We start from the raw sequence: 23465 nt of genomic DNA, 5'->3' as shown, positions 1-23465 counted from the left end.
GTCTCCGGATCAGCCCGCAAGCTCGAAGTTGGTGACGAAGTCGGACGGCATTTCGGGGCCCCAGACATAGAGCGCGTCTTCGGCCGGGTGGTCGGCCGCCGGCCACTCGGCCCCGGACTCCACGAAGTCGATGTCGTAGGAGTACTCCGCATAGCTGCCCCAGGGGTCGCGCACATAGCGGAAGTAGTTGGAACCGAGCACGTGCCGTCCCACGCCCCAGCCGCGCGCATAGCCGGCCCGCGCCATCTGCTCCATGCCCGTGCCCACGGCATCCAGGCTGTCCACGCTCCAGCTGCTGTGATGCAGCCCGCCGCCGCCGCTCTTGGCCAGGGCCACCAGGTGGTGGTCGCTCCCGTGCGGCGTGTGCATGAAGGCGATCACCGAGCCTGACCTGTCCGAAAGCTTCAGCCCCAGGACCTCGTTGTAGAAGCGCACCGCCTCGTCGACATCGGCGCTGAACATCAGGATGTGCGACAGGTACAGCGGCTGCACCACCGGCACCTTGCTGCGTGCCGGTGCCCGGCCGCGGTTGGCGCAAGCGGGCCAGGCCTGCTGATGCGCGGGCTGGCTGGGCGAACACTTGGCGGCCACCTTCAACTGGATCGGCAGGCCGTCCGGGCCCTGCAGCCAGAGGCCTTCGGCGCAGGCATGGGCGGGTGGCGCCATGCGTTCCACGCCGGCGGCCACGCGGTCTTCGAAGCGGGGCAGATCATCCGCATGGATGCCGAAGCTGACCCACAGCAGCCGTTTCACCACGCCCGGCAGGACGCGGCCCCAGCGGTGGGAATGCCCGAAGGTGTAGAGGCAGAGGCCGCCGTCTTCATCGCGCACGTCGAGCCCGAAGCAGCGGTAGAAGTGCCGCGCCTCCTGCAGGTCGGGCACGCTGATGGCGAACTCGTCGACCGAATGAACGGCCGGTGTCCGGCCTGGGTTCTGGATGACGCTCATGACGTTCTGCGCTCAGCGCACCTGCTGGCGCTGCGTCCCCAGCGGGCCGGCAGACAGGGTCATCACATCGCCGCGCTTCAGGAACACCGGCGGCTTCATGCCATGCCCGACGCCCTGGGGCGTGCCGGTGATGACGACGTCGCCCGGCAGCAGGGTCATGAACTGGCTGAGGTAGGACAAGATCTGCGCCACCGGGAAGATCATGTCGGCGGTGCGGCTGGACTGGCGGACCTCGCCGTTGACCCTCAGCTCCAGCGGGACGGCCTGCGGGTCGGGCAGCTCATCGGTGGTCACGAGCCAGGGACCGAGCGGGCCGAAGCCGTCGAAGCTCTTGCCCTTGCCCCATTGACCGTTGCGCTTGGTCTGCCAGTCGCGCTCGGACACGTCGTTGGCCAGGCAGTAGCCGGCCACGTGCTGCAGCGCCTCGTGCTCCGGCACGTTCTTGCACCGGCTGCCGATGACGAAGCCGAGTTCGATCTCCCAGTCGCCCGCCACCGATCCTTCGGGCAGCACCACGTCGTCGTCCGGCCCGGCGATGGAGGTCAGGGCCTTCATGAAGACGATAGGCTCCTTCGGGATCTCCAGGCCGGCTTCCTCCGCATGCTTGCGGTAGTTCAGGCCGATGGCCACGAACTGCCGCACACCGGCCGTCGGGGCGCCCAGCCGCGTGCCCGGCGGCACCAGCGGCATCTGCGTCAGGTCGATGGCCCGGAGTGCCTTCAGTTTCCCGGGGGCCAGCCAATCGGGCGTCCAGTCCGGCACCAGCAGCGACAGGTCGCGCATGTGGCCTTGCGCATCGACCGCGCCGGGTTTCTCGGCGCCCGCGGCGCCGTGTCTCAGTAGCTTCATCGGATGACTCGGGTAGGAGTTGAGGGAAAGAAAAGGCGCCGCTGTTCAGGGCACGTACTTGTCCTGCGAGGGGTTGCCGATGTGGCGGTCCCAGCGCACGACATCCGCGCGCTCGAACAGACCGGCGCGCGTGAACGGATCGTTGTCGTGAAAGGCCTGCACGTCGGCGAGCGACGGGGCTTCCACGACGAGGAAGCTGCCCAGATTGCTGCCCGTGTCGTCACCGACGCACATCGGGCCCGCCTGCACGACCTTGACGGCCTTGTCGTCGCCCAGGTGGCTGGCGACGTACTGGCGGTGCTGCTGGATCCATTGGCTGCGCAGCGGGGCGTCGTCGGCTTTGTCAAAGCAGATTCGCAGGTAAAGCATCGGTCATCTCCAAAAAGTGGCCGCGCCCTGTGGGCCCGCGCGGCATGGGCCGTGGTCAAGCCGGCACGCCCTCGACACCATCCTGGCGGGCCGTCGCGGACCGGGGCCTTGAGAAGCAGCCGTCCGGCAGGAGGAAGTGCGCCAGCGCGGGCAGCAGCACCAGCGCGCCCACCATGTTCCAGAGGAACATGAACGCCAGCAGGATGCCCATGTCGGCCTGGAACTTGATCGGCGACAGGGCCCAGGTGGCCACGCTCACCGCCAGCGTGATGCCGGTCAGCAGCACCACCTTGCCGGTGAAGCGCAGCGCCTGCCGGTAGGCCTGGGCCAGGGTGTCGCCCTGGCGCATGCGGGCCAGCACGATGCTCATCACGTACAGCGCATAGTCGACGCCGATGCCCACGCCCAGCGCGATCACCGGCAAGGTGGCTACCTTCACGCCGATGCCGAGTGCCACCATCAGCGCCTCGCACAGGATGGAGGTGACCACCAGCGGCAGCACCGCGCACACGACGGCCCGCCAGGAGCGGAAGGTCAGCAGGCACAGCAGGGTCACCGCGCCGTAGACGCAGGCCAGCATCTGCCAGTTGGCCTTGCGCACGACGATGTTGGTCGCCGCCTCGATGCCCGCGTTGCCGGCCGCGAGCAGGAACTTCACGTCCGGCGTGTCGTTGGCCCGGGCGAACTGCTCCACCTTGTCGACGACGCGGGCCAGCGTGTCCGCCTTGTGGTCGGCCAGGTAGGCGTAGACGGTGAGCAGGTTGCAGGTGTCGTTGTAGAGGCCGCGCGGCGCGTTCGCGGTGACCGTGTTGGCCATGGTCTGGCTGTTCAGCACCTCGTACCACTTCGCGTGGCCTTCGTTCAGCCCGACGCTGACGCCGCGGTTCAGCCGCGCCAGCGAGTTGGTGGACTCCACGCCCGGCAACTGGCGCAGTTCCCATTCGAGGCGGTCCACGCTGAGCACGGTGTCCACCGCGGAGCAGGCCTGGTCGGGCGTCTTCACCATCACGGCCAGGACGTCGGAGCTGGCCCCGTAGTGCCGGGTCAGGTAGGCCGCATCGCGGTTGTAGCGGCTGTCGGCCCGCAGCTCGGGCGCGCCCGGATCCAGATCGCCGATCTTCAGATTCAGGCTGACGATGAAGCCGGCCACGGCCAGCAGCGCGCCGACGGCCAGGGTCAGCGTGGCCCAGCGGCGCTGCGTGAACAGGTTGAGCACGCGCCACAGCCGGGGCTGCGCCTCGCCGCGCGCTTCGGCCGCCTCCTCGCGCAGGCTGCGCTGGGCGGCCTTGGCGCTGACGCCGACGTAGCTCAGCAGCACGGGCAGCAGGATGAGGTTGGTGAAGATCAGCACCGCCACACCGATGCTGGCGATCAAGGCCAGTTCCTGGATGACCTTGATCTGGATCGTCGTCAGCACCGCAAAGCCCACCGCGTCGCACAGCAGTGCCATCAGCCCGGCCAGGAACAGGCGGCGGAAGGTGAAGCGCGCGGCCACCACTCGATGCATGCCCCGACCGATGTCCTGCATGATCCCGTTCATCTTCTGGGCGCCGTGGCTCATGCCGATGGCAAACACCAGGAAGGGCACCAGCACCGAGTAGGGGTCGAGCTCGTAGCCCAGCAGCGGCAGCAGCCCCAGTTGCCATACGACGGCGACCAGCGAACAGATCACGACCAGCGTGGCCGAGCGCAGGCAACGCGTGTAGGCGAGCATCAGCTTGTGGGTGATGGCGATCGCGACCGCGAAGAACACCAGGATCCTGGACAGGCCCTCGATCAGGTCACCGACGACCTTGGCGAAGCCGGTGATGTGCAGCCGCACCACGCCGGTCTTTTCGTACTTGACGCGGATCTCTTCCAGGGTGCTGGACAGCGCGGCATAGTCCAGCGCCTGGCCGTCCGGCGTGCGTTCCAGCAGCGGCAGGTAGATGATCGTGGAGCGCATGTCGCGCGCCACGAGCTGGCCGATTTCGCCCGAGCGCTCGATGTTGCGGCGCAACTGCTGCATGGCCTCGGCCGAGCCGTCGTAGCCCTCGGGGATCACCGGCCCGCCTTCCAGGCCGTCTTCCGTCACGCCGACCCAGCGCGTGGAGGGGGTCCACAGGCTCTTCATGTAGGCGCGGTCGACCCCAGGCAGCAGGAGCACCTCGTCGCTGAGCTTCTGCAGCGTCTGCAGGTATTGCCTGTCGTAGATGCTCGGCGCGCGAGGCTCGACGGCGATGCGCAGCGAGTTGCCCAGGCCGGCCAGCTCACCGCGGTGCTTCAGGTAGTTGACGATGTACGGGTGGCCACTCGGGATCATCTTCTCGAAGCTGGCGTTGAGCGTCAGCCGCGTGGCCTGGAAACCCAGCAGCAGCGTCACCAGCCCGCACAGCAGCAGCACGAGCCGCCGGTGGTTGAACAAGGCACGTTCGACCAGCGAGCCGGAGCGCGGGTCGAAGCTAGCCAGGTCGCCGGCCGGCGGACAGGTTGGGATTGAGGGAGCATGCATGGCGTGGGCGAAGACTCGGCGGAAGGTCATTGGGGTGCGAGGCGCAGGGCACCCGCAAAGCTGGCGGCGACGAGGGCGCCGTCGGCACCTTGGGCCAGTGCGGTCAGCGGCGGGCCGGGCGGCGCCTTCAGCGTATTCAGCGGCTGCAGGCTGCGGCCCTGGTCCTTGCTGCGCAACAGCAGGCCCGCCTGGTTGCTGAACAGCCAGTCGCCGTCGCGCGTGAGCAGGGCGCTCGAGATGGTCACCGGCACGGGGACCTGCGAGGCGCTGAAGCTGCGGCCCCGGTCGCCCGACCAGAACACGTTCCCGCGCAGGCCGCCGACCACGACCTGCTCGCCCCGGCCCGCGATGGCGAACCAGCTGCCCTTGTAGGGCGTCTCCACCGGCTCGAAGCGGCGGCCGCCATTGGTGGAGCGCAGCAGCAGGCCCTGCTCGCCGGCCAGCATGACGAGATCACCCTCGACGTGCAGCGCGTTGAGGTGCAGGCCCCGCGGGTTGTCCAGGCGGTCGGACCACGAGGTCCAGGTCTTGCCCCCGTCCTCGGTGCCGAAGATGAGGCCGTAGGCACCGATGACGAAGCCGCGTTGCGCGTTCCAGAAGTGCACGGCCAGGAAGGGCTTGTCCGGGCCGTCGCTGACCAGTTGTTCGGCCTGCTCGACACGGCCCGCGTCGCCGCTGGCCTGCGCGGCCTTGCGTTCCAGGACGGCTGCCGCGCGGCCGTCGAGCTGCAGGGTCCAGGTCTTGCCCCCATCGGCGGTGTGCAGCACGGTGCCGCTGTGGCCGGCGGCCCAGCCCTGCTGCGGGCTCGGGAAGCTCAGCGAGGTGAGGCTGACCGACACCGGCACCTTGGCCTGCTGCCAGTTCGCGGCACCGTCGTCGGACCACAGCACGATGCCGCGCTCGCCGGCTGCCACCCATCGCGGGCCGGCGGCGGCCACCGCCAGCATCACGCCTTGCGCGGCCCGCGGCACCTGCAGCGCGGCGTGTTGCAGCGGATCGTTGCGCTGTGCCGCAACCGGGTACGCGCCGACCAGAAGGGCGGCGCCGATCAGCGCTGCGGCTCGCGTGGCCCGCTTCATGGCGCACCGCCCGCGCCCTGGGCCTGTTCGTCGGCGATCAGCTTGTCCAGCACGCGCCGCGCGCGCACCGCGGGCGCATCGCCGCCCAGCAGCACCGGCTTGAGCGACCAGAAGTCGGCCTCGCCCATGGCACGCTGCTGCGCCTCCAGCATCGGCAGGTCTTCCTGGGTGAAGGGCAGGCTGAGGGCGTCGGCGATCTTCTCGGCGATCTGGGCACCGGCCGGCCCCATCGCCTTGGGGCGGGTCGCGGCGAACCAGTAGTGCGTCGTCGTCGCCGTCTCCGGCGTGAACAGGTGCGGCAGCGCGCTCTCGCGGCCTTCGCTGCGCGGCCGGCCGGTGGGGGTGCCGCCGGCGATCAGCAGCATGTTGGCAGGCGCATCCCAGCGCACATCGAACCAGCGGTCGATCAGCGTGCCAGGCTCATAGCCCAGCGAGCCATAGAGAAAGGGCGTCAGGACTTCCGCCTCGGTCTGCCTCATCGAATACACGGTGTTGCCGTCCTGCCGGATGTCGGTCAGCGCGTTCTTCACCGCCGGTGTGCCCAGCGTGCTGGGGTGCAGGAACTCCACGTGCGACAAATCCATGATGTTGTCGGTCTCGAGCACGTAGTTGGCCTTGGCATGCAGGTAGCGCCTGCCCACGTGCCAGTGCTCGGGATCGATCAGCGAGAAGTCCGGGATCCGCGCGGCATCGGCCCGGCTGGCCTCGCCCATCCAGATCCACAGGATCCCGTAGCGTTCGACGAGCGGGAAGCTGCGCACCTTCGCCGCCGCGGGGATGCGGCCGTCGCCGTGCGGGTTGTGCACGCAGGCGCCCTGGCTGTCGAAGCGCAGGCCGTGATAGGCGCATTGCACCGACTGGCCGTCGTCGCTGAGCTTGCCCATGGACAAGGGGGCGAAGCGGTGCGGGCAGCGGTCAAGCAGCGCGCGAGCCTGGCCCGCCGCGTCGCGGAACATCAGGACCGGCTGTTCCACCAGCGTGCGGCTCAGCAGGGCGCCGGGCCGGACGTCTTCGGACCATCCGGCGACGTACCAGCAGTTGAGGAGGTAGGTCATGGGAGCCTTCCAGCAGGGTGGTTTAGCGGACGGACTTGCCGGCCAGGCTGTCCGGCTGGAAGTTGCTGTCGCTGAACTTCGGCACGACCTCCATCGGCGTCGCCTTGGCGTTCATCAGCCCGTTGACATACCAGGCGCCCGACACCAGGTCGTGCATGTAGAAGGTCAGCGGCGCGGTGGCCGGCACGTCGGGCAGCACGATCGGGTACTGGCCCAGGGTGCGCCACAGATTGCCCTGGGCGTCCCAGCGGTCGGCGAGCACGGGAATCCAGGTGTCCTCATCGAGGTAGTAGCGGCTGCGCGGCATCGTGTGGCGCTGGCCGGCCCGCAGCGTGCCCTCGACCACCCACACGCGATGCAGTTCCCAGCGCAGGTGATCGGGGTTGACGAAGTTCTTGCCCAGCACGTCGGCGTCGCGCTCGGGCACATTGAGCCGGTTGGCGTTGTACGGGATCAGCATTTCCTGCTTGCCGATCACCTTCCAGTCGAAGCGTTCGAGGCGGCCGCGGAAGACGAACTGCTCGTCGAAGGTCATCACCCCGGCCGTCTGCGGCGTCGGCGTGTCGCAGCACGCGGAGGGGAGCTTGCGCACGCGACGCTGGCCGGTCAGGTACATCCAGGCCACGTCCTTGCTCGAATCGGTGTAGAGCTTGCTGATGACGGCTTCGCCGACGCGCACCGGCGGGCCGCTGTTGGTGACCTTGATCTCGGCATGCACGCCGCCCTGCTTTTCGAAAGCGGCCCGGTCGCCGTCCTCGTAGTAGTAGGGGCGATTGAGTTCGCCCTTCACGTCGACCGTCAGCACCGGCGATCCGGTGGCGGTGACCAGGTAGCCGTTGGCATCGAAACGGTAGGCTGCACCGCCCCAGAACATCACCGCGTTCCACATCGCCTCGTCGCCGGTCTTCGGGATCGGGAAGGGGATGCCGCCGAAGGCACCGCTCAGCACGTCGGCGTTCAGCCTGGCCCGGGTCGCGTTGAGTCGGGTGTTCTCGTAGACATAGGCCGGTGCGCTGGCGGTGCGGCGCGTCGGGTAGACGTTCAAGCGGAAGTCGGGGTACTTCTTGAACATCGCCTTCAGGCCGTCCGACAGCTGCGGGGCGTGCTCGGCCACGTTGGCCGCAGTGACGGTGTACAGCGGCTTGTCTGCCGCGAAGGGGTCGGGTCGGCGGCCTGTGATCCGGGCCGCCGCAGTGGCGGCATAGCCACCGGTCCAGGCCGGGATCGTGCCGGCCTTGTTGCCGGCGCGCTCGCCGCCCAGCGGGGTCAGTTCGCTGGCGAGCCTGGCGGCCTCGGCCTCCGAAACCGCGGCGCGCGCCGGTGCCGTTGCCACAGTGGACGCCAGGATGGATGCCAGCGTCAGCGCCAGCGACAGGGGAGTGGAGCAGGTCTTCATGGACGGGTCTCTCTACGGCAGGAGGTTCAGAAGGTGGTGGCCAGCGTCAGCGACAGGAAATCCCGGTCGGCAAGCGCCTGTCTGAAGCTGAAGTTCTGGCCATGAGCGTCCAGCGGTGTGCCCACCGGGCCGTAGAAATGCGTGTAGCCGAGGCCGAAGCGCCACTTGTCGAGATAGTTGAAGTTGGCCGTCAGCGAAACGTCGCCCGAACGGTCGGCGCCGAAGTTCACGACCGCCGACGAGGCGCCGTGCGTGGTGCTGACGGACAGCGGCAGCGCGACGTCCAGCCCCGGCGCGATCTGCCGGTACTTGAGCTCGTACACCACACGCACGCCGCAGGCATCACGGGTCGAGTTGGCGGCCACCGCCTGCCCGTTGCTGACCGACAGGGTGCGGTTGCACGCGAGCTCCCCGGCCAGGCTCGACTCCTGGCTCAGCCAGTTGGGCTCGAAGCTGGTCAGCGTCGACAGGTTGACGTGCAGGCTCCGGCCGCGCGCCGGTGCGCGGCCGGCGAAGGCCTGCACCGGGTCGTTGACCAGGGTGGCGCCGTCGCGTATCGACACCTCGCCGCCGACGCTGGATTCGCCCAGCCCCTGGCTGAACGAGGCGCCGAAGGCGCGCGCGCCCCGGCCGTAGTACAGGTGGTAGCTGCTGGGGGCCATGGCGGGCGAGGGCGCCCTCAGGCCGGTCGGTCCCAGCGTCTGCAGGATCAGCTGCGGGACCCGCTCGTCGTAGCGCACGGCGTAGAGGCCGAAGTCGGTGCCCCAGTCCGCCACGCTGAAGCGCAATTGCAAGCCGCCCTGGCCGCCGTTGCCCGGACGGTCGTCCGCCGTGCGCTGGGCGGCGAAGCCGGGGTAGCTGAAGCCGTTGCTCGTGAACGCCGGAATGACCATCAGTTGCTGGCCACCGGCATCGAGCATGTCGGCCGGCGAGAGGTAGCTGCCTGCGCCCGCCAGCCGCGTCTTCTCCCAGCTGAACTGGTAGTAGGCGCCGAGGACGACGGACGGGCTCAGGTTGATCTGCCCGGAGATCTGGTTGACCGGACGGATCAGTTCGCGGAACTGCGTGCCCGGCACCGAGCTCGCCTTGATCACGTCGATCGGCACCATCGCGTAGGCAATGCCGTTGTTGCCGTAGAACAGGCTCTCGCCCCACACCTGCGCATGGCGCCCCAGACGGACGGAGACATCGTGTCCGCCCACATCGCCCGAATAGAAGCCGAAGGCGTCCAGCAGCTCTGCCTTGCGGCCATGCAGGCGGGCGGTGTCCCGGTTGAACTCGTTGCGGGCCGGCCCCGCGCCCTGGCTGGTGGCTGGCGAGTCGTTGTCGTTGCTGCGGTTGTAGACGGCGTCGTACCAGGCGGCACCGCTGGCGCGCACACCGCCATTGCCCATGCGCAGGTCCACCTCGGAGAAGACATCGAAGCGTTGGCTGACGAAGCCCTTGGCGAAGTTGCGGTCGCCGTCGTCCGCCGCAGCCGAGGAGCCGCCGCTGATCAGGCGCTGATCGCGGTCCTTCAGTCGGTAGGCCGATGCGTACTTGACGCTGGTGTTCCAGTTCAGCTCGATCGGCGGGGCAGGCGCCTCATCGGCATGCGCCGCGGGCCAGATCAGCAGGCCTGCGGCACCGATGAGCGTGCGGCGGCTGCGCCTGTGGGGGCGGCGATGGCTGCCGGGATGGGTGGCTTCTGTCTTCATGATGTCTCCAGTGGGTTCCCGGCTTGCGGCGTGTGGCGCCGGTGCCGGTTTTTGCTTCATCAATCCGTGGCAAGGACCTCGTGCGGAGGCCTGTTCTTCTTGGGCGTGCTTTCCGGTGGACTCCTAGTCGAAGCTGGGCGTGCGGCGGTCCAGGCGGGCCTGGATGCCGGTGCGCTTGTCCGGGCTGGCGAACAGCAGCTGGAAGGACTTGCGCTCCAGCTGCAGCCCCTGGTCGAGCGGCAGGTTCATGCCGCCGATGACGGCTTCCTTGATGAACTCGATCGCCTGTTGCGGGCCGCGGGCCAGCTGGCCGGCGATCTCGAGCGCGCGTGCCTCGACCTGCTCGTCGGCCACCACTTCACTGGCCAGGCCCATGGCCACCGCCTCGGTGCCCGAGACCGGCTGGCCCGTCAGCAGCAGCTGCATCGCACGGAACTTGCCCACCGCGCGCGTCAGGCGCTGGGTGGCACCGCCGCCCGGCATCAGGCCGATCAGGACCTCGGGTTGACCGAAGCGCGCGCCGGTGCCTGCGATGACGATGTCGGCATGCATCGCCAGCTCACAGCCACCGCCCAGCGCATGGCCGCGCACGGCGGCGATCACCGGCTTGCGGCAGGCCGCGATGGCGCCCCACAGCCGGTCCATGCGGCGCTGGACGATCTCCAGCGGCTCGGCCGCCAGGTATTCGCCCAGGTCGGCACCGGCGCAGAATGCGCGTTCGCTGCCGGCCAGCACGATGGCGCGGACGGCCGGGTCCGCCTCCAGTTGCGTGACCGCCGCGGCCAGCGCCTGGCGCAGCGCCAGGTTCAGCGCATTGAGCACCTGCGGGCGGTGCAGCCTCAGCACGGCCACGCCCGCTGCGGGACGCTCCTCGATGAGCACCGCCTCGGTCATTGGTGCACCCTTCGGCCTACGGCCTGTCCCGCCAGGCGGGAGCGAGCTTGCTTGGGGCGGCCCTGCGCTGCGCTCATGAGGGCCGGCTCCGCTGGAAGACCGGCGTGCGCTTCTCGAAGAAGGCCTCGACCGCCTCGGCGTGCTCGTCGGTGTGGTGCGCCTGGCCTTGCAATTGCGCGGCGGCCTCGAGCGCCTGGTCGAGCGTGCTGTGGCGCGCCTCGCGCAGCAGCTGCTTGGTCCAGCGCAGCACCTGCGGCGGGTTGGCCGCGATCTGCCGTGCCAGGGCCATCGCCTGGTCCAGCAACTCGTTCGCCGGCACCACGCGCGACACCAGGCCGATGGCCTGCGCCTCGGCGGCCGAGATCAGAGCGCCGGTGAAGGCAAGCTCGGCCGCTTTGGCCGCACCGACCACGCGGGGCAGCAGCCAGCAGCCGCCATCGCCCGGCACGATGCCCACCTTGACGAAGCTCTCCGCGAAGCTCGCGGTGTCGGCCGCGATGCGGATGTCGCACATGCACGCGAGATCGTTGCCGGCACCGATGGCGGGGCCGTTGACGGCGGCGATGATGGGCACGTCGAGCTTGTGGAAGGCGCGCGGAATCCGCTGGATGCCGCGGCGGTAGGCGGCGGCGATCTCCGCCGGCGATCCAGCGAACATGCCCGCGCGGTCGCGCATCTCCGCGACGTTGCCGCCGGAGCAGAAGGCACTGCCCGCGCCGGTCAGCACGATGGCACCGACGGAGAGGTCGCCGTTCAAGCGCTCGAAGCACTGCTCGAAGGCACTGAACAGGTCTTCGCCGCTCAAGGCATTGCGGGTCTCGGGCCGGTTCAGCGTGAGCACCGCGACCGCGCCGATCTGCTCGAGCAGCAGGGGAGGGGGGAGTGCTGTCTTCATACCCGCTCCACCGCCAGCGCAATGCCCTGGCCCACGCCGACGCACATCGTGCACAGCGCCCGCCTGCCACCGGTGCGGCGCAACTGCAGCAGCGCCGTCAGCACCAGCCGCGCGCCCGACATGCCCAGCGGATGGCCCAGGGCGATGGCGCCGCCGTTCGGGTTGATGTGCTCGCCGTCGTCCGGCAGCCCGAGCGCGCGCAGCACGGCCAGGCCTTGCGCCGCGAAGGCCTCGTTCAGTTCGACGACATCGAAGTCGCCGATCGACAGGCCGGTCTGCGCCAGCAGCTTGCGCGTGGCGGGCACCGGGCCGATGCCCATCACACGCGGCGCCACGCCCGCGGTGGCCACACCGATCACGCGGCCCAGCGGCTTCAGGCCCAGGCGTGCTACCGCGCCTTCGCTGGCCAGCAGCAGCGCGGCGGCGCCGTCGTTGACACCGGCCGAGTTGCCCGCGGTGACGCTGCCGCCGGCGCGGAAGGCCGGCTTCAGGGCGGCGAGGGCTTCTGCCGTGGTGCCGGGGCGGGGATGCTCGTCCTGCCGCATCTCACGCAGCTCGCCCTTGTTCGCACCGGGGACCTGGACCGGCAGGATCTCCTCGTCGAACAGGCCGGCGGCGGCGGCCCGCACCCAGCGCTGCTGGCTGCGCAGCGCGAAGGCGTCCTGGTCCTGCCGCGAGATGCCGTGTTCCTGCGCGACGTTCTCCGCCGTCTCGCCCATGGCGTCCACGCCGTGCAACAGCACCATTTGAGGGTTGATGAAACGCCAGCCGATGGTCGAGTCATAAACCTCGGCCTGGCGTGAGAACGGCGTGCTGGCCTTGGGACTCACGAAGGGCGCACGCGACATGCTCTCGACACCGCCGGCCATCGCCAGATCGAGCTGGCCGGCGGCGATGCCCCGCGCCGCGCTGGCCACGGCGTCGAGGCCGGAGCCGCAGAGGCGGTTGACGGTCGCTGCCGCCACCGTCACCGGCAGGCCGGCGAGCAGCGCGCTCATGCGCGCCACGTTGCGGTTGTCTTCCCCCGCCTGGTTGACGCAGCCGAGGGTGACTTCCTCGAGGCGCTCCCAGTCCAGGCTCGCATGCCGCTGCATCAGGGCACGGATCGGCAGGGCGCCGAGGTCATCGGTCCGGACCGACGAGAGCAGCCCGCCGTAGCGCCCGATGGGCGTGCGGACGCCGTCGCAGATGAACGCGTGGTTCATCACAGGCCCAGGACACGCTCGGCATTGCCGTGCATGACCTTCTCCATCACCGCATCCGAATAGCCCAGCTCCGACCACTCGCGCAAGATGCGTTCATAGGGCAGGCTCGGGTAGTCGCTGCCGAACATGATCTTGTCCTGCAGGCGGCCGCGGATGTCGACCTTCAGGTTGCCCGGGAAGTACTTGGGCGCCCAACCCGACATCTCCCAGTACACATTGCCCTTGTGCAGCGCGACGGCGGTGGTCTCGTCCACCCAGGGCCAGCCGGGGTGGGCCATGATGATCTTGAGATTCGGGAAGTCCGCCGCCAGATCGTCGATGTGCGCGGGATGCGCATGCCGCACGCGGGCGCCGTGGCCGCCGGGCATGCCGGCGCCCATGCCGGTGGTGCCCACGTCCACCATCACCGCGGCACCGAGGGCGTTGATCTCCTCGAACAGCGGGTAGTAGCGCCTGTCGTTGACGGCGAAGTGCTGCATGATCGGATGGAAGTGGAAGCCGATGAAGCCCAGCTCCCGCACGGCCTTGCGCACCTGACGGATCGCGATCTCGCCCTTGGCCGGCTCGACGGCGCCCCAGCAGTTCAGGATGCGCTCGGGGTGGCGCTTCCACATCGCATGCACGTACTCGTTGGTGCAGGGCGGCGTGGCCACGGTGGTCTCGAGGTCCAGGGCCACCAGGCAGGCCTCGACGCCGGCCGTCGTGAACTCGGCGATCACCTCGTCCTCGGACTTCGCGACCCAGTCGCGTTTCCAGTAGGTGGCCAGGGCCTCGGGGTAGGGGCCTTGTGAGTCAATCCAGGTCTGGGTGCCGGGATAGCAATGCAGATCGATGATGCGCATGGATGTGTCTCTTGCGTTGATGCGGTTCAGGCCGTGGCCTGGGTGGCGACCTTGGCGGCCACGCTCTCGCCCAGGGCCTTCTTGGACACCTTGCCGAAGGTGGAGACCGGGAAGTCGCGCAGCACTTCCAGCCGTTCCGGCAACTTGAAGCGGGCGATCTCCTGCAGCTGCAGGAAGGCAGCGAGTTGTTCGAGCGTGAGCGACTGGCCCGTCTTCAGAATCACGCAGGCGCACATCTTTTCGCCCAGCCGTTCGTCGGGATAGGGCACGCAGGCCACGTTCTGCACCGCGGGGTGCATCAGGATCAGGTTCTCCACCTCTTCCGCGCTGATCTTTTCGCCGCCGCGGTTGATCAGGTCCTTCTTGCGGCCTTCGACCACATAGTTGCCCGACGGGTGGCGGCGCATCAGGTCGCCCGAGCGGTAGAAGCCGTCCGGCGTGAACTGGCGGGCGTTGTACTCGGGCACGCCGTAGTAGCCGCGCAGGGTGTACGGGCCGCGGCAGGCCAGCTCGCCCACCTCGCCTTCGGCGACTTCATGGCCTTCGTCGTCGAGCAGCCTGATCTCGTCGTCGGCGCACACGGGCCGGCCGCAGGTTTCCAGCAGCACGGCTTCCGGATCACCGCGCCGCACGAACATCAGCAGGCCTTCGCTCATGCCGAAGTTCTCCTGGACGAAGGCGTTGTGGAACAGCTCGCGGGTGCGCAGCCGCACCTCGGGTTGCATGCGCTGGCCGCCGCTCTGGATCTGGCGCACCGAGCCGAGGTCGAAGCCGCTGATCGTCGGATCGTTGATCAACCGGATCAGCAGCGCGGGAACGACCTTCAGGTGCGTCACGCGATGCGTCTCGATCAGGCGGAACATCTCCTCCGGCCGCGTGCTCCCATGCAGCACCACGGTCGCGCCCTTGAACAGGAAGCCCTGGATGCCCGGGCACGCCAGCGGCAGGTTGTGGGCGATGGGCAGGACCAGCAGCAGCACCGAGCCCACGTCCACGCCCGCCACATCGGCCGCGACCTTGGAGTTGTAGGCGTAGTCGTTGTTCGTCCGCGGGATCAGCTTGGGAATGCCGGTGGTGCCGCCGGAGAGCTGGAAGATGCACGGGTCGGCCGGATCGATGTGGACATCGTCCAGCGCGGAAGCCGGCAGCCGCGCCGGCCGCTCGATCAGCTCGACCAGCGAATGCTCGCCGGGCCCGGGCGTGCCCAGCACCAGGCGCAGCTGCAGCGCCGGGTTCTCAGCCTGCACGCGGTCCAGCACGGGGCCGAAGCGGAAGTCGCCGCTTGATTCCGGATAGACCGCGCAACGGGCCTTCGACAGCCGGGCGAACTGGTTGATCTCGGCGAAGCGGTGCGTCACCAGTGCGGCGATCGGAATGCAGCCGATCTTCTGCAGCGCCAGGTACAGGATGACGAACTCGGCCACATTGGGCAGCGTCGGGATCACGCGGTCCAGCGGCGCCAGGCCCAGCTCCAGCAGGTTCAGCGCGAGATTGCTGCTGTGGTGGTCGAGATCGGCGTAGCTGTAGCGGCGCGCGCCGTCGATCAGCGCGGTGCGCTCGGAGAAGCGGCGGAACACGGCCGCGAACTCCTGGGCCAGCGGGCGGTCCTGCCAGTAGCCCAGCGCGCGGTAGCGCTGCGCGAATGCGGCGGGGAAGGGAACGAAACCTTCGAGCATGATGGCTGGTCCTCAGGTCGAGCTGGTGAAGCCGCCGTCGATCACGACGATCTCGCCGGTGACGAAGCGGTTGGCCTGGAGCAGGTTGAGCATGGTCTCGGCCACGTCGTCGGCGGTGACGCAGCGGCGCAGCGGCGTCGTCTTCGCGCGCTTGCCCATCAGGTCCTCGTACTTGTCGCCCAGCATCCGCTCCATCCACTCGCCTTCCATCCAGCCCGGCGCCACGGCGTTCACGCGGATGTCGGGGCCGAGGTTCCAGGCCAGCGTCTTGGTGAGGTTGACGACGGCCGCCTTGCTGGCGGCGTAAGGCAGCGGCTGCGGGCCGGGGCGCAAGCCGACGATGCTGGCCGTGTTGACCACCGCCGGTGCCGTGCCCTTCTTCAGCAGCGGCACCGCGGCGCGCGTGACCTGGAAGGTGCCGCGCACATTGACGGCGAAGGTGCGGTCCCATTCGGCCATGTCCAGGCTTTCGAGGTCCTTCACCTTCCAGGTCGCGGTGGTGCCGGCGTTGTTGACCAGCGCATCGAGGTGGCCGAAAGCCTCGCCGACGGCCGCCACGGTCTGGCGGACCGCGGCGTCGTCGCTGACGTCGCATTGCAGGACCAGCGTCTTCGCGCCGAAGGCCTCGGCTTCGGCTGCGACCTCGCGAGCGGCCTTGGCGCTCGATGCATAGACGATCGCGACGTCATACCCGGCCCTGGCCAGCGCCAGCACCGCACTGCGACCGATGCCGGTGCCGCCGCCGGTCACCATGGCCTTCTTCTGATTTGCCACTTGAAACTCTCCAACAAAAAATGCGTTTGAACGTTTGGTGAAAGGCGCGGCCCAGCCCCACCCTTCGCGGGGCGTGTTCGTTGTCAGGAAACAGGGCCGGCCGGGACGACGCTCGGGAAGTGCCGCGCCCTTCAGTGCTCGTTCACTCGAGCGTGAACTTGCCGTCCGAGAAGCTGAGGCGCACGGTCAAGCCGCCCTCGTTGATCAGCCAGGGCCGCACCTTGAAGCTGCGGGCGCCGGCCGCGTGCATCGGGTCCTTGGCGGCGATCTCCCTGGCCTCGGCTAGCGAGCGGGCACGGATCACGAAGGTGCCTTCGCCCAGCCATTCGCTTTCGTCATCGGTCCAGTGCGGGCCGGCGGCCAGCATCACCCCGGTGCGTTCCATCTCGCACTGATGGTCGAGATGGACGGCCAGGTTCTCCATGACCGGGCCCATGCCCTGGGTCGGCGTGCTGTGCACCATGTAGAACTGCTTCTGCAGCATGCCCTTGCTGGCTTCCAGCACCTGGTCCTTCGTGACTTTGATCGTCATAGTGTTTCCTGCGGATTCCGAGAAGATGAGGGGATGTCGCTCAGCCGCCGGCGGCCGGCACCAGGCCTTCCGGGCGATGCCATTCGCGCAGCGGGCGGCCTTCCTTCAGCGCGGTCAGCTCCTCCACCCACAGCTTGCGCAGCGCGACGATGCCGACGTCGGAGGCCCCGAGGAATTCGATGCCCTTGCGACGATCCGGGATGATTCCCTGGCCCACCTGGACGACTTCGTCCTGCACCATCGGCACGTGGTTCGACAGCTTCGGGATGTCGTCGAAGTGCAGCTTGCCCTTGAGGATCTTGCGGGCGATGTCGTGGCCGACTTCATCGGCCTCGGTGAAGTCGTGCCAGCGCTTGATGACTTCCGGGCTGGGCTCCTCGTCGAGGAAGACGCCGATCGTGTGGACCTGCAGGTGGCTGTGGTCGTCCACGGGAACGCGCCAGCCGGCGAAATGGTGCCAGGCGGTTTCCTTGGCCTTGTAGTGCTCCTCGCCGGCCCGCTTGGTGTTGTGGGGCTCCACGAGGAAGGCGCCGACATTGGGCATGCCGAAGAGCACCTCGCGACGCCGGCCATCCGGCGTGACGGCCACATTGCGCAGCCCCCAGGAGGTGCGCTCGACCGACAGCTTCGGCAGCTTGTCCAGTTGCAGGGCCTCCAGCGCTGAGCCCCGGTGCGTGAACCAGATGTGGCCCTCGTCCTGGTAGTTCTCGATGTTCTGGAAGTAGTTGCAGGGCCTGACATCGATGATGCCGACGTTCAGCTTGGCCTTTTCCCATTCCGGGAAGCGCGGGAACTCGGGCGGATCGCCTTCGCCCAGGTAGACGAAGATCAGCCCGAGGTACTCGCGCGTCGGATAGCCGCCGATCTTGATGTTCTTCGCGAAGCCCCGGCCTTCCAGCGGCTGCTCCACGCATTGGCCCGTGCCGTCGTAGGCCCAGCCGTGGTACGCGCAGCGGATGTTGTCGCCCTCGACCCAGCCGGTGCTCAGCATCACGCCACGGTGAGCGCAGCGGTTGTCCACGCAGTGGACCTTGCCCTCCTGGCTTCGGTACAGGGCCAGCTTCTGGTTCATGATCACCAGCGGCACGGCACGCCCGGCCTCAAGCTTGCGCGCGACAAACACCGGCTGCCAGAACCTGCGCATGTACGTACCCGCCAAGCTGCCCGGGCCCGTCCTCACGTAGTCGACAGTGGCATCGTCGGGCAGGCCCGTCACGTTCTCGTCATTCAAAACCATCATTGCTCCTCTGGGTCGGTCAAGTCACTTCAGTTCATCGCGCAAGGGCGGCTTCATCGGCCAGGCGCTGCGCACGCTCGGGGTCGCGCCCGGCCACGCCCACGGCGCCGATGCACTGGCCGTTGAAAAAAATAGGGCTGCCCCCTGCCAAGGGCAGCAGGTGCCGGCCGATGCTGCGAAGGACATCGGCGGGAATGGGCGGCCTGGCACCGGCCAGGTCTGCGCTGCGGGTCTGCAGCGACGCGGCTGCCAGGGCCACGCCTTCGGCGAGCTTCACCGCTGCGGGCGGGGCGCCGTCCATCCGGTCGATCGTGAGCACATGGCCATATCGATCGGCCACGACCACGGTCACGGCGTCGCCTTGCGCGGTGGCGCGGGCGATCACGCGGTCGGCCAGCGCCATCGCGCTGTCGAGCACCGGCTGCAGCATCGCTGGCGGCACTTCGCGCAGGCCATGGCCCTTCAGCGATGCATCGGGCTCGGCGCCATACGCTTCCTTCCAGCGCGCCATGTCGTCGCCGTGCTCGGGGCGGTAGGGGCCGCCGACGGCGTAACTGATGATCAGGTCTTCCAGGTTGGCGGGCTGGCCGTCGACCAGCAGGTCCTCGGGGCTCACGCCGGGCAGCTTGACGAAAGGCCCGATGCGCACGCCGGACGAGATGGCACCGATGGCGGTCTTCCCGCGCAGCAGCGGGACAGCGCCGGCACCCGGGAAAGCCTGGCCGCGCATCAGTTGCTGGTAGGCGGCAAAGATCTGCGGCGGGAATTTCAGCACGCGAGCGGCGAAGCTGGAGCTGGCCTCGCTGAGCAGGGCCGCGCCGAGAGCCTTGCCGCGCACGATGTCCAAGGCGGCACCACCGGTGGCATCCATGCGGCGAACCGCGACGGGCTCGCCGGACAGGTCAGCGACGACGAAGCACCCCGATTGCCGCAAGGCCTCCGTCTTGGCCACGGCTCGCGCCAGCAGGGCGCGCGCTTCGTTCAAGGTGATCAGGTCGTCCCGTGTCATGTCGCTTCCTTGTCTCGATGCACATCATTTTTGATTCGAATCGAAATTATGGTCAAGAGTAAAAGGACGAGTGATAACCCTATAAAAGCGTGTGGATGCGCTGGCTATCTTTTCGATTCGAATCAATTTAGACTCATGGAAAGACAAAGGAGTCGTACGAAAAATGAAGGCGAATTCTTCTTCCGCCACACCCGGCACCGGCTTGCGCGAGCGACGCAAGACCGAGAAGCTGGACGCGATCAAACGCGCGGCGCGTCATCTGTTCGAGACGCACGGCTACCACTCGACGCGGATGAGCGAGGTCGCGCGGGTGGCTGATGTGGGTTTCGGCACGGTGGCGGCCTATGCCTCCGACAAGGCGGGCCTGGCCGTCATGCTCTTCGTCGACGACCTGGTTCAGCTGCCGCCGCTTTTCGTGGGGCCGATCAAGGCAGACCGGCCCTTGCTCGATCAATTGATGGACGAGTTCTCGGTGAGCTTCAAGTTCTGGGCCTCGAAGCCCGAACTCAGTCGCATCGTCCTGCCTCTGGTGAGCCTGAGGAGCAGTCCCCACGCACAGATGATCCTGGCCCGCCGTGAAGTGATGCGCCGCTGCCTGATCGAATGGATCGATCGCGCCAAGGAACTGCGGCGCATGCGGACTGACTTCGATTCCGCCCAGGCCTCGGAGCTGTTCTTCTCGCTCTACATCCACGCGATCCACGAGTGGTTCAACGCCGAGTTGACGGACCCGCAACTGGGCCTGGACCGGCTGCGCTTCCTGCTGGAAATCCCCGTCCAGCGGCTTGCCTTGTAACGCCTTTCATCTTCCATGCCAGACTCTGCAACCCCTTCCTTGCTGACGGTCCGCGTGCTCAACAAGCGCATCGAGGCCCAAGGCATCTGCAGCCTCGAACTCGTCGCTGCCGACGGCCGCCAACTGCCCGCCTTCTCCGCTGGCGCGCACATCGACCTGCATCTGCCCAATGGCCTGGTGCGGCAGTACTCGCTGTGCAATGCCCCCGACGAGCGCCAGCGCTATCTCGTGGCCGTGCTGCGCGACCCCAACTCCCGTGGCGGCTCTGCCGCCGTGCACGAACAGCTCGAGCAAGGCGACGTGCTGCAGATCAGCGAGCCACGCAACCACTTCCAGCTCGTGCCCACCGAGCATGCGATCCTGCTGGGCGGCGGTATCGGCATCACCCCGATCCTGTGCATGGCCGAGCGCCTGGCGCAGACCCATGCGCAGTTCGAAATGCACTACTGCACGCGCGAACCCGCGTGTACCGCCTTCCAACCCCGCATCGCCGCCTCGTCGTTCGCGGAGCGTGTGAGCTATCACCATGACAACGGCTCGCCCGAGCAGAAGCTTGACGCCCGCGTCACGCTGGGCTTCCCGGAGACCGGCAAGCACCTGTTCGTCTGCGGCCCCCAGGGATTCATGGACTGGGTCATCGGCACCGCCAGGGAACTTGGCTGGGCGGAAGGCAACATCCACCGCGAGTACTTCGCCGCTGCAGCAGTCGACACCTCCGCTGACGATGGTTTCCAGATCAAGATCGCCAGCACGGGTGCGGTGCTGATGGTGCAGAAAGACCAGGCCGTCACCCAAGTGATGGAGGCCCACGGCGTGAGCGTGGCCATTTCCTGCGAACAGGGCGTTTGCGGCACCTGTCTCACCCGCGTGCTCGAAGGCAACATCGACCACCGCGACGTGTTCCTGACCGACGCGGAACGGGCCAGGAACGACCAGTTCACGCCCTGCGTATCGCGCGCCCAGCCTGGGTGCAGGATGCTCGTCCTGGACCTGTGAGCTTCCAATGAGTCGCATGCTCGTCGGGGTCAAGACGGAACGCGGGTCTCACTGAAACCAGGGGCGCCATCGTGAATGACGTTCCCTTCGTACAGGCTGGCGCCGCGCGTCCGCACCTCGAGTATTCGGTGCTGATGCACGAGGCACTCCAGGAAGCAGGTGTCTCGTACAACCAGTTCCTTGTCATGGCGAGCCTCTTCGAATGCGCGGAGAACCGGGCGACGCCGTCGGAGTTGTCTGTCGCTATCCGCAGGACGCGCAGCAACGTCACGCTGATCTGCAATCAGCTCGAGGTTTGCGGGTGGGTGACTCGCCTGCACGGCTGCGAGGATCGCCGCCGCGTCGACATCACATTGACGGTGGCGGGTGAAATCAGAATCCGGGCCCTGCTGTTCAAACTGGCCGGAAACCCTCCTTGATTCGCCCGCGCCGCATTTCGGCAGAAGCGATGTCGCCTACGGGGCAAAGCGGGCCAAACGGCTTCAGCGACCAGAACTCTCGAGACCGGCATTCAGCTGCACGCACCGGCCTCGCTGCCGAAATGATGGCGGCCGGAGGCGACCGTTACCGGCTGGCGCCCCGGACAGGTGACGGACGCTGTGACGCCCGCCGGCAGATCGAGTTCGAACCACGGCTGCCCGGCGGGGCCCACACCCCAGCGTGACTCGATACGCCCCTGGACCGTGTCGAGGTGAGCGGTGCCTGCGCCCAGTCGGACGTCCATCAGCGGGCGGCACAGCAAGGTCCTGAACCCGGGATCGATGGCCTGGAAACCGGCGATCCTGCGATAGAGGAAGCCGGTGACGGCGCCCAGCGCGTAGTGGTTGTAGGAGTTCATCGCCACGTCGCCGGTATCGCCGTTCCAGCGTTCCCAGATCGTCGTGGCGCCGCGCTCGACCATATAGCCCCAACTCGGGAACTCGGTGCGCAGCAGCAGGTCCACGGCCAGGTCCGCGTGGCCGTGCTCGGCCAGCACGTCGAGGCTGAACGGCGTGCCGAGGAAGCCGGTGGTCAGCAGCGTGCCGCGGGCACGGATCGCGTCGGCCAGGTGGTCGGCGGCCGCCCGGCGCAGCGCCGGCGGCACCAGGCCGAAGGCCAGCGGGAGGATGTAGCCGGTGTGGCTGCCGTTGCCGATGCGGCCGTCGGGCGCGATGAACTCGCGCTCGAAGGCCTGCGCCACCCGCGCGTGCCAGGCCTCGAAGTGCTCGGCGCGCCGAGTCCGCCCGGTCGCCGCGGCCATGCCCGCCATCATGCCCAGCATGCGGCCCCAGCAGGCGGTGGCCGTCAGCAGCTTGGGCGTGGTCTCGTCCATCAGGCTGACCGCATCGAGCGAGAGCCAGTCGCCGAAGTCCACCTCGCGCCGCGCACGCCACAGGCCCTCGGCATTGGGCTCGGCGATCCAGGCCATCCAGCGCTCCATCGAGTCCCAGTGCTCGTCGATCAGCGTGGTCTCGCCATAGTGCTGCCAGACGGTGTGCGGCAGCACCACGCCGGCATCGCTCCAGCCGTGCGCGCCGTAGGCCGGCAGCGCGGGCGGGTTGGTGTCGGCATAGGCGCCGTCGGCGCGCTGGCTGGCGCGCAGGTCGGCCAGGAAGCGGCGCGTGAAGCCGCGCACGTCCATGTTGAAGGCCGCGGTGGGCCAGAACACCTGGGCATCGCCGGTCCAGCCAAGGCGTTCGTCGCGCTGCGGGCAGTCGGTGGGCAGGCCGACGAAGTTGCTGCGCTGGCTCCACATCGTGTTGTGCCACAGGCCCTGCAGCAGCGGCTGGCTGCTCTCGAAGCGGCCGGTGACCGCGAGGTCGCTGTGGACGACCACGCCCTGCACGTCCTGCGCCGCCAGCTCGCCGGGCCAGCCCGAGACCTGCACGTAGCGGAAGCCGTGGTAAGTGAAGCGCGGCTCCCAGCTTTCGCCGGCCGGGTCGCCGCGCAGCGTGTAGCGGTCGGTGCAGCGGGCGGCGCGCAGGTTGCGCATGTCCACCTGGCCGTCCTCGCCGAGGATCTCGGCGAAACGCAGGGTGACGGTGCGGCCCGCCTCGCCGCGCACCCGGATGCGACACCAGCCGGCGAAGTTCTGGCCGAAGTCGAGCAGGTGCTCGCCGTTGGCCAGCCGCGTGATGCCGCGCGGCGGAAGGTGCATCACGGCGCGGATCGGCGGGCTCTCCTGCGGCTGGAGCGAGCAAGGCGGCGTGGGCGCGGCACGGGCAGGTTCCCAGCCACTGTCGTCGAAGCCGGCGGCGGACCAGCCCGCCTGTTCGAGCCGCGCGTCATGGGTCTCCCCGTGATAGATCTCCGCGAACAGCACCGGCGCCGGGGCCTCGCGCCAATGCGCGTCGGTGCAGACCGTCTGGCAGCTGCCGTCGGCGAAGCGCATCTCCAGCCGCGCCCACAGCCGGCGCGGTGCCGAGCCGAAGGGATAGCGGCCGCGGCCGATCGCCTCGCTGGCGTAGAAGCCGTCGCCGACCATGACGCCGAGTACGTTCTCGCCAGCATGTAACTGGCTGGTGACATCGTAGTCCTGCAGCAGCAGTCGGTGGCGGAAGTCGCTGTTCTCGGGCGTCAGCAGCGCATCGCCGACGCGTGCGCCGTTCAGCTCGGCCTCATAGCCGCCCAGCGCAGTGATGCTCAGCGTCGCCGCGGCCGGCAGGCCCGCGTCCAGCCGGAAGCTGCGCCGCAGCAGGCGCGCGCCCTGGGCCGGCGTGGGCAGCCAGTCGATCGGCTCGGCCGG

Annotated in this window: 21 protein-coding genes; 3 read left to right on the top strand and 18 right to left on the bottom strand. The window is 68.5% G+C overall.

The features are described from left to right. Window positions 1-9: 9 nt before the first annotated feature. The 17 genes from B0W88_RS04035 to B0W88_RS32515 all read right to left on the bottom strand — a co-directional run bounded on the left by B0W88_RS04035 (window position 10) and on the right by B0W88_RS32515 (window position 18948). On the bottom strand, window positions 10-948 hold the full coding sequence (locus B0W88_RS04035) for a VOC family protein (protein ID WP_077033371.1): 939 nt from the start codon (window positions 946-948) through the stop codon (window positions 10-12). A gap of 12 nt (window positions 949-960) precedes the next feature. After that, complete coding sequence (locus B0W88_RS04030; protein WP_077033370.1) at window positions 961-1797, bottom strand: fumarylacetoacetate hydrolase family protein; 837 nt, start codon at window positions 1795-1797, stop codon at window positions 961-963. 45 nt (window positions 1798-1842) lie between these two features. Further along, window positions 1843-2166, bottom strand: coding sequence for a YciI family protein (locus tag B0W88_RS04025; protein WP_077033369.1), 324 nt, complete (start codon window positions 2164-2166; stop codon window positions 1843-1845). 55 nt (window positions 2167-2221) lie between these two features. Continuing rightward, entirely contained in the window at window positions 2222-4657 is a 2436-nt protein-coding gene (locus tag B0W88_RS04020; protein WP_077033368.1) for an RND family transporter, read from the bottom strand. 26 nt (window positions 4658-4683) lie between these two features. Further along, window positions 4684-5736: a YCF48-related protein gene (locus tag B0W88_RS04015; RefSeq protein ID WP_077033367.1), complete on the bottom strand. Its 1053-nt coding sequence runs from the start codon at window positions 5734-5736 to the stop codon at window positions 4684-4686. Next, a complete protein-coding gene (locus B0W88_RS04010; RefSeq protein ID WP_077033366.1) occupies window positions 5733-6791 on the bottom strand; it encodes an aromatic ring-hydroxylating dioxygenase subunit alpha in 1059 nt (352 codons plus the stop codon). Before B0W88_RS04010 ends, B0W88_RS04015 begins: the two co-directional genes overlap by 4 nt. 22 nt (window positions 6792-6813) lie before the next feature. After that, window positions 6814-8187, bottom strand: a complete 1374-nt coding sequence (locus B0W88_RS04005; protein ID WP_077033365.1) for a DUF1329 domain-containing protein — start codon at window positions 8185-8187, stop codon at window positions 6814-6816. Between the two features lie 26 nt (window positions 8188-8213). Next, window positions 8214-9884: a DUF1302 domain-containing protein gene (locus B0W88_RS04000; RefSeq protein WP_077033364.1), complete on the bottom strand. Its 1671-nt coding sequence runs from the start codon at window positions 9882-9884 to the stop codon at window positions 8214-8216. 123 nt (window positions 9885-10007) lie between these two features. Beyond that, complete coding sequence (locus B0W88_RS03995; RefSeq protein ID WP_077033363.1) at window positions 10008-10778, bottom strand: enoyl-CoA hydratase-related protein; 771 nt, start codon at window positions 10776-10778, stop codon at window positions 10008-10010. A 73-nt stretch (window positions 10779-10851) separates the two neighbouring features. Next, window positions 10852-11673, bottom strand: coding sequence for a crotonase/enoyl-CoA hydratase family protein (locus tag B0W88_RS03990; protein ID WP_077033362.1), 822 nt, complete (start codon window positions 11671-11673; stop codon window positions 10852-10854). Then, window positions 11670-12878: a 3-oxoadipyl-CoA thiolase gene (gene pcaF / locus B0W88_RS03985; protein ID WP_077033361.1), complete on the bottom strand. Its 1209-nt coding sequence runs from the start codon at window positions 12876-12878 to the stop codon at window positions 11670-11672. Before pcaF ends, B0W88_RS03990 begins: the two co-directional genes overlap by 4 nt. Continuing rightward, complete coding sequence (locus B0W88_RS03980) at window positions 12878-13720, bottom strand: amidohydrolase family protein (RefSeq protein WP_077033360.1); 843 nt, start codon at window positions 13718-13720, stop codon at window positions 12878-12880. Before B0W88_RS03980 ends, pcaF begins: the two co-directional genes overlap by 1 nt. A 26-nt stretch (window positions 13721-13746) precedes the next feature. Continuing rightward, window positions 13747-15396, bottom strand: a complete 1650-nt coding sequence (locus B0W88_RS03975; protein ID WP_077033359.1) for a (2,3-dihydroxybenzoyl)adenylate synthase — start codon at window positions 15394-15396, stop codon at window positions 13747-13749. A 12-nt stretch (window positions 15397-15408) separates the two neighbouring features. Next, on the bottom strand, window positions 15409-16170 hold the full coding sequence (locus B0W88_RS03970) for an SDR family NAD(P)-dependent oxidoreductase (protein ID WP_144006591.1): 762 nt from the start codon (window positions 16168-16170) through the stop codon (window positions 15409-15411). Window positions 16171-16312: 142 nt separating this feature from the next. Next, the gene (locus B0W88_RS03965) at window positions 16313-16702 is read right to left on the bottom strand and encodes a YciI family protein (protein ID WP_077033357.1); all 390 of its coding nucleotides are present in this window, start codon (window positions 16700-16702) and stop codon (window positions 16313-16315) included. Between the two features lie 40 nt (window positions 16703-16742). After that, window positions 16743-17942 carry a Rieske 2Fe-2S domain-containing protein gene (locus tag B0W88_RS03960; RefSeq protein WP_077033356.1) on the bottom strand — a complete coding sequence of 400 codons (1200 nt, stop codon included), beginning with the start codon at window positions 17940-17942 and terminating at the stop codon, window positions 16743-16745. A 31-nt stretch (window positions 17943-17973) separates the two neighbouring features. After that, window positions 17974-18948, bottom strand: coding sequence for a heme-binding protein (locus B0W88_RS32515; protein WP_083748563.1), 975 nt, complete (start codon window positions 18946-18948; stop codon window positions 17974-17976). A 91-nt stretch (window positions 18949-19039) separates the two neighbouring features. On the opposite strand from B0W88_RS32515, the gene B0W88_RS03945 reads away from it, so the two are divergent. The 3 genes from B0W88_RS03945 to B0W88_RS03935 all read left to right on the top strand — a co-directional run bounded on the left by B0W88_RS03945 (window position 19040) and on the right by B0W88_RS03935 (window position 21159). Beyond that, on the top strand, window positions 19040-19744 hold the full coding sequence (locus tag B0W88_RS03945; protein ID WP_144006590.1) for a TetR/AcrR family transcriptional regulator: 705 nt from the start codon (window positions 19040-19042) through the stop codon (window positions 19742-19744). A gap of 15 nt (window positions 19745-19759) precedes the next feature. Then, on the top strand, window positions 19760-20740 hold the full coding sequence (locus B0W88_RS03940; protein WP_077033354.1) for a PDR/VanB family oxidoreductase: 981 nt from the start codon (window positions 19760-19762) through the stop codon (window positions 20738-20740). Between the two features lie 71 nt (window positions 20741-20811). Then, the gene (locus B0W88_RS03935) at window positions 20812-21159 is read left to right on the top strand and encodes a MarR family transcriptional regulator (protein WP_077033353.1); all 348 of its coding nucleotides are present in this window, start codon (window positions 20812-20814) and stop codon (window positions 21157-21159) included. A gap of 92 nt (window positions 21160-21251) precedes the next feature. Here B0W88_RS03935 and B0W88_RS03930 read toward each other — a convergent pair. Beyond that, window positions 21252-23465 (bottom strand): alpha-L-rhamnosidase (locus tag B0W88_RS03930; protein ID WP_077033352.1); only part of this gene is annotated, 2214 nt, incomplete at its 5' end.

It is taken from the genome of Pelomonas sp. KK5 (assembly GCF_001984095.1).
Lineage (GTDB): Bacteria > Pseudomonadota > Gammaproteobacteria > Burkholderiales > Burkholderiaceae_C > KK5.
Note: the sequence above shows the minus strand (reverse complement) of the source record. Positions and strands in the feature narration are given on the sequence as shown.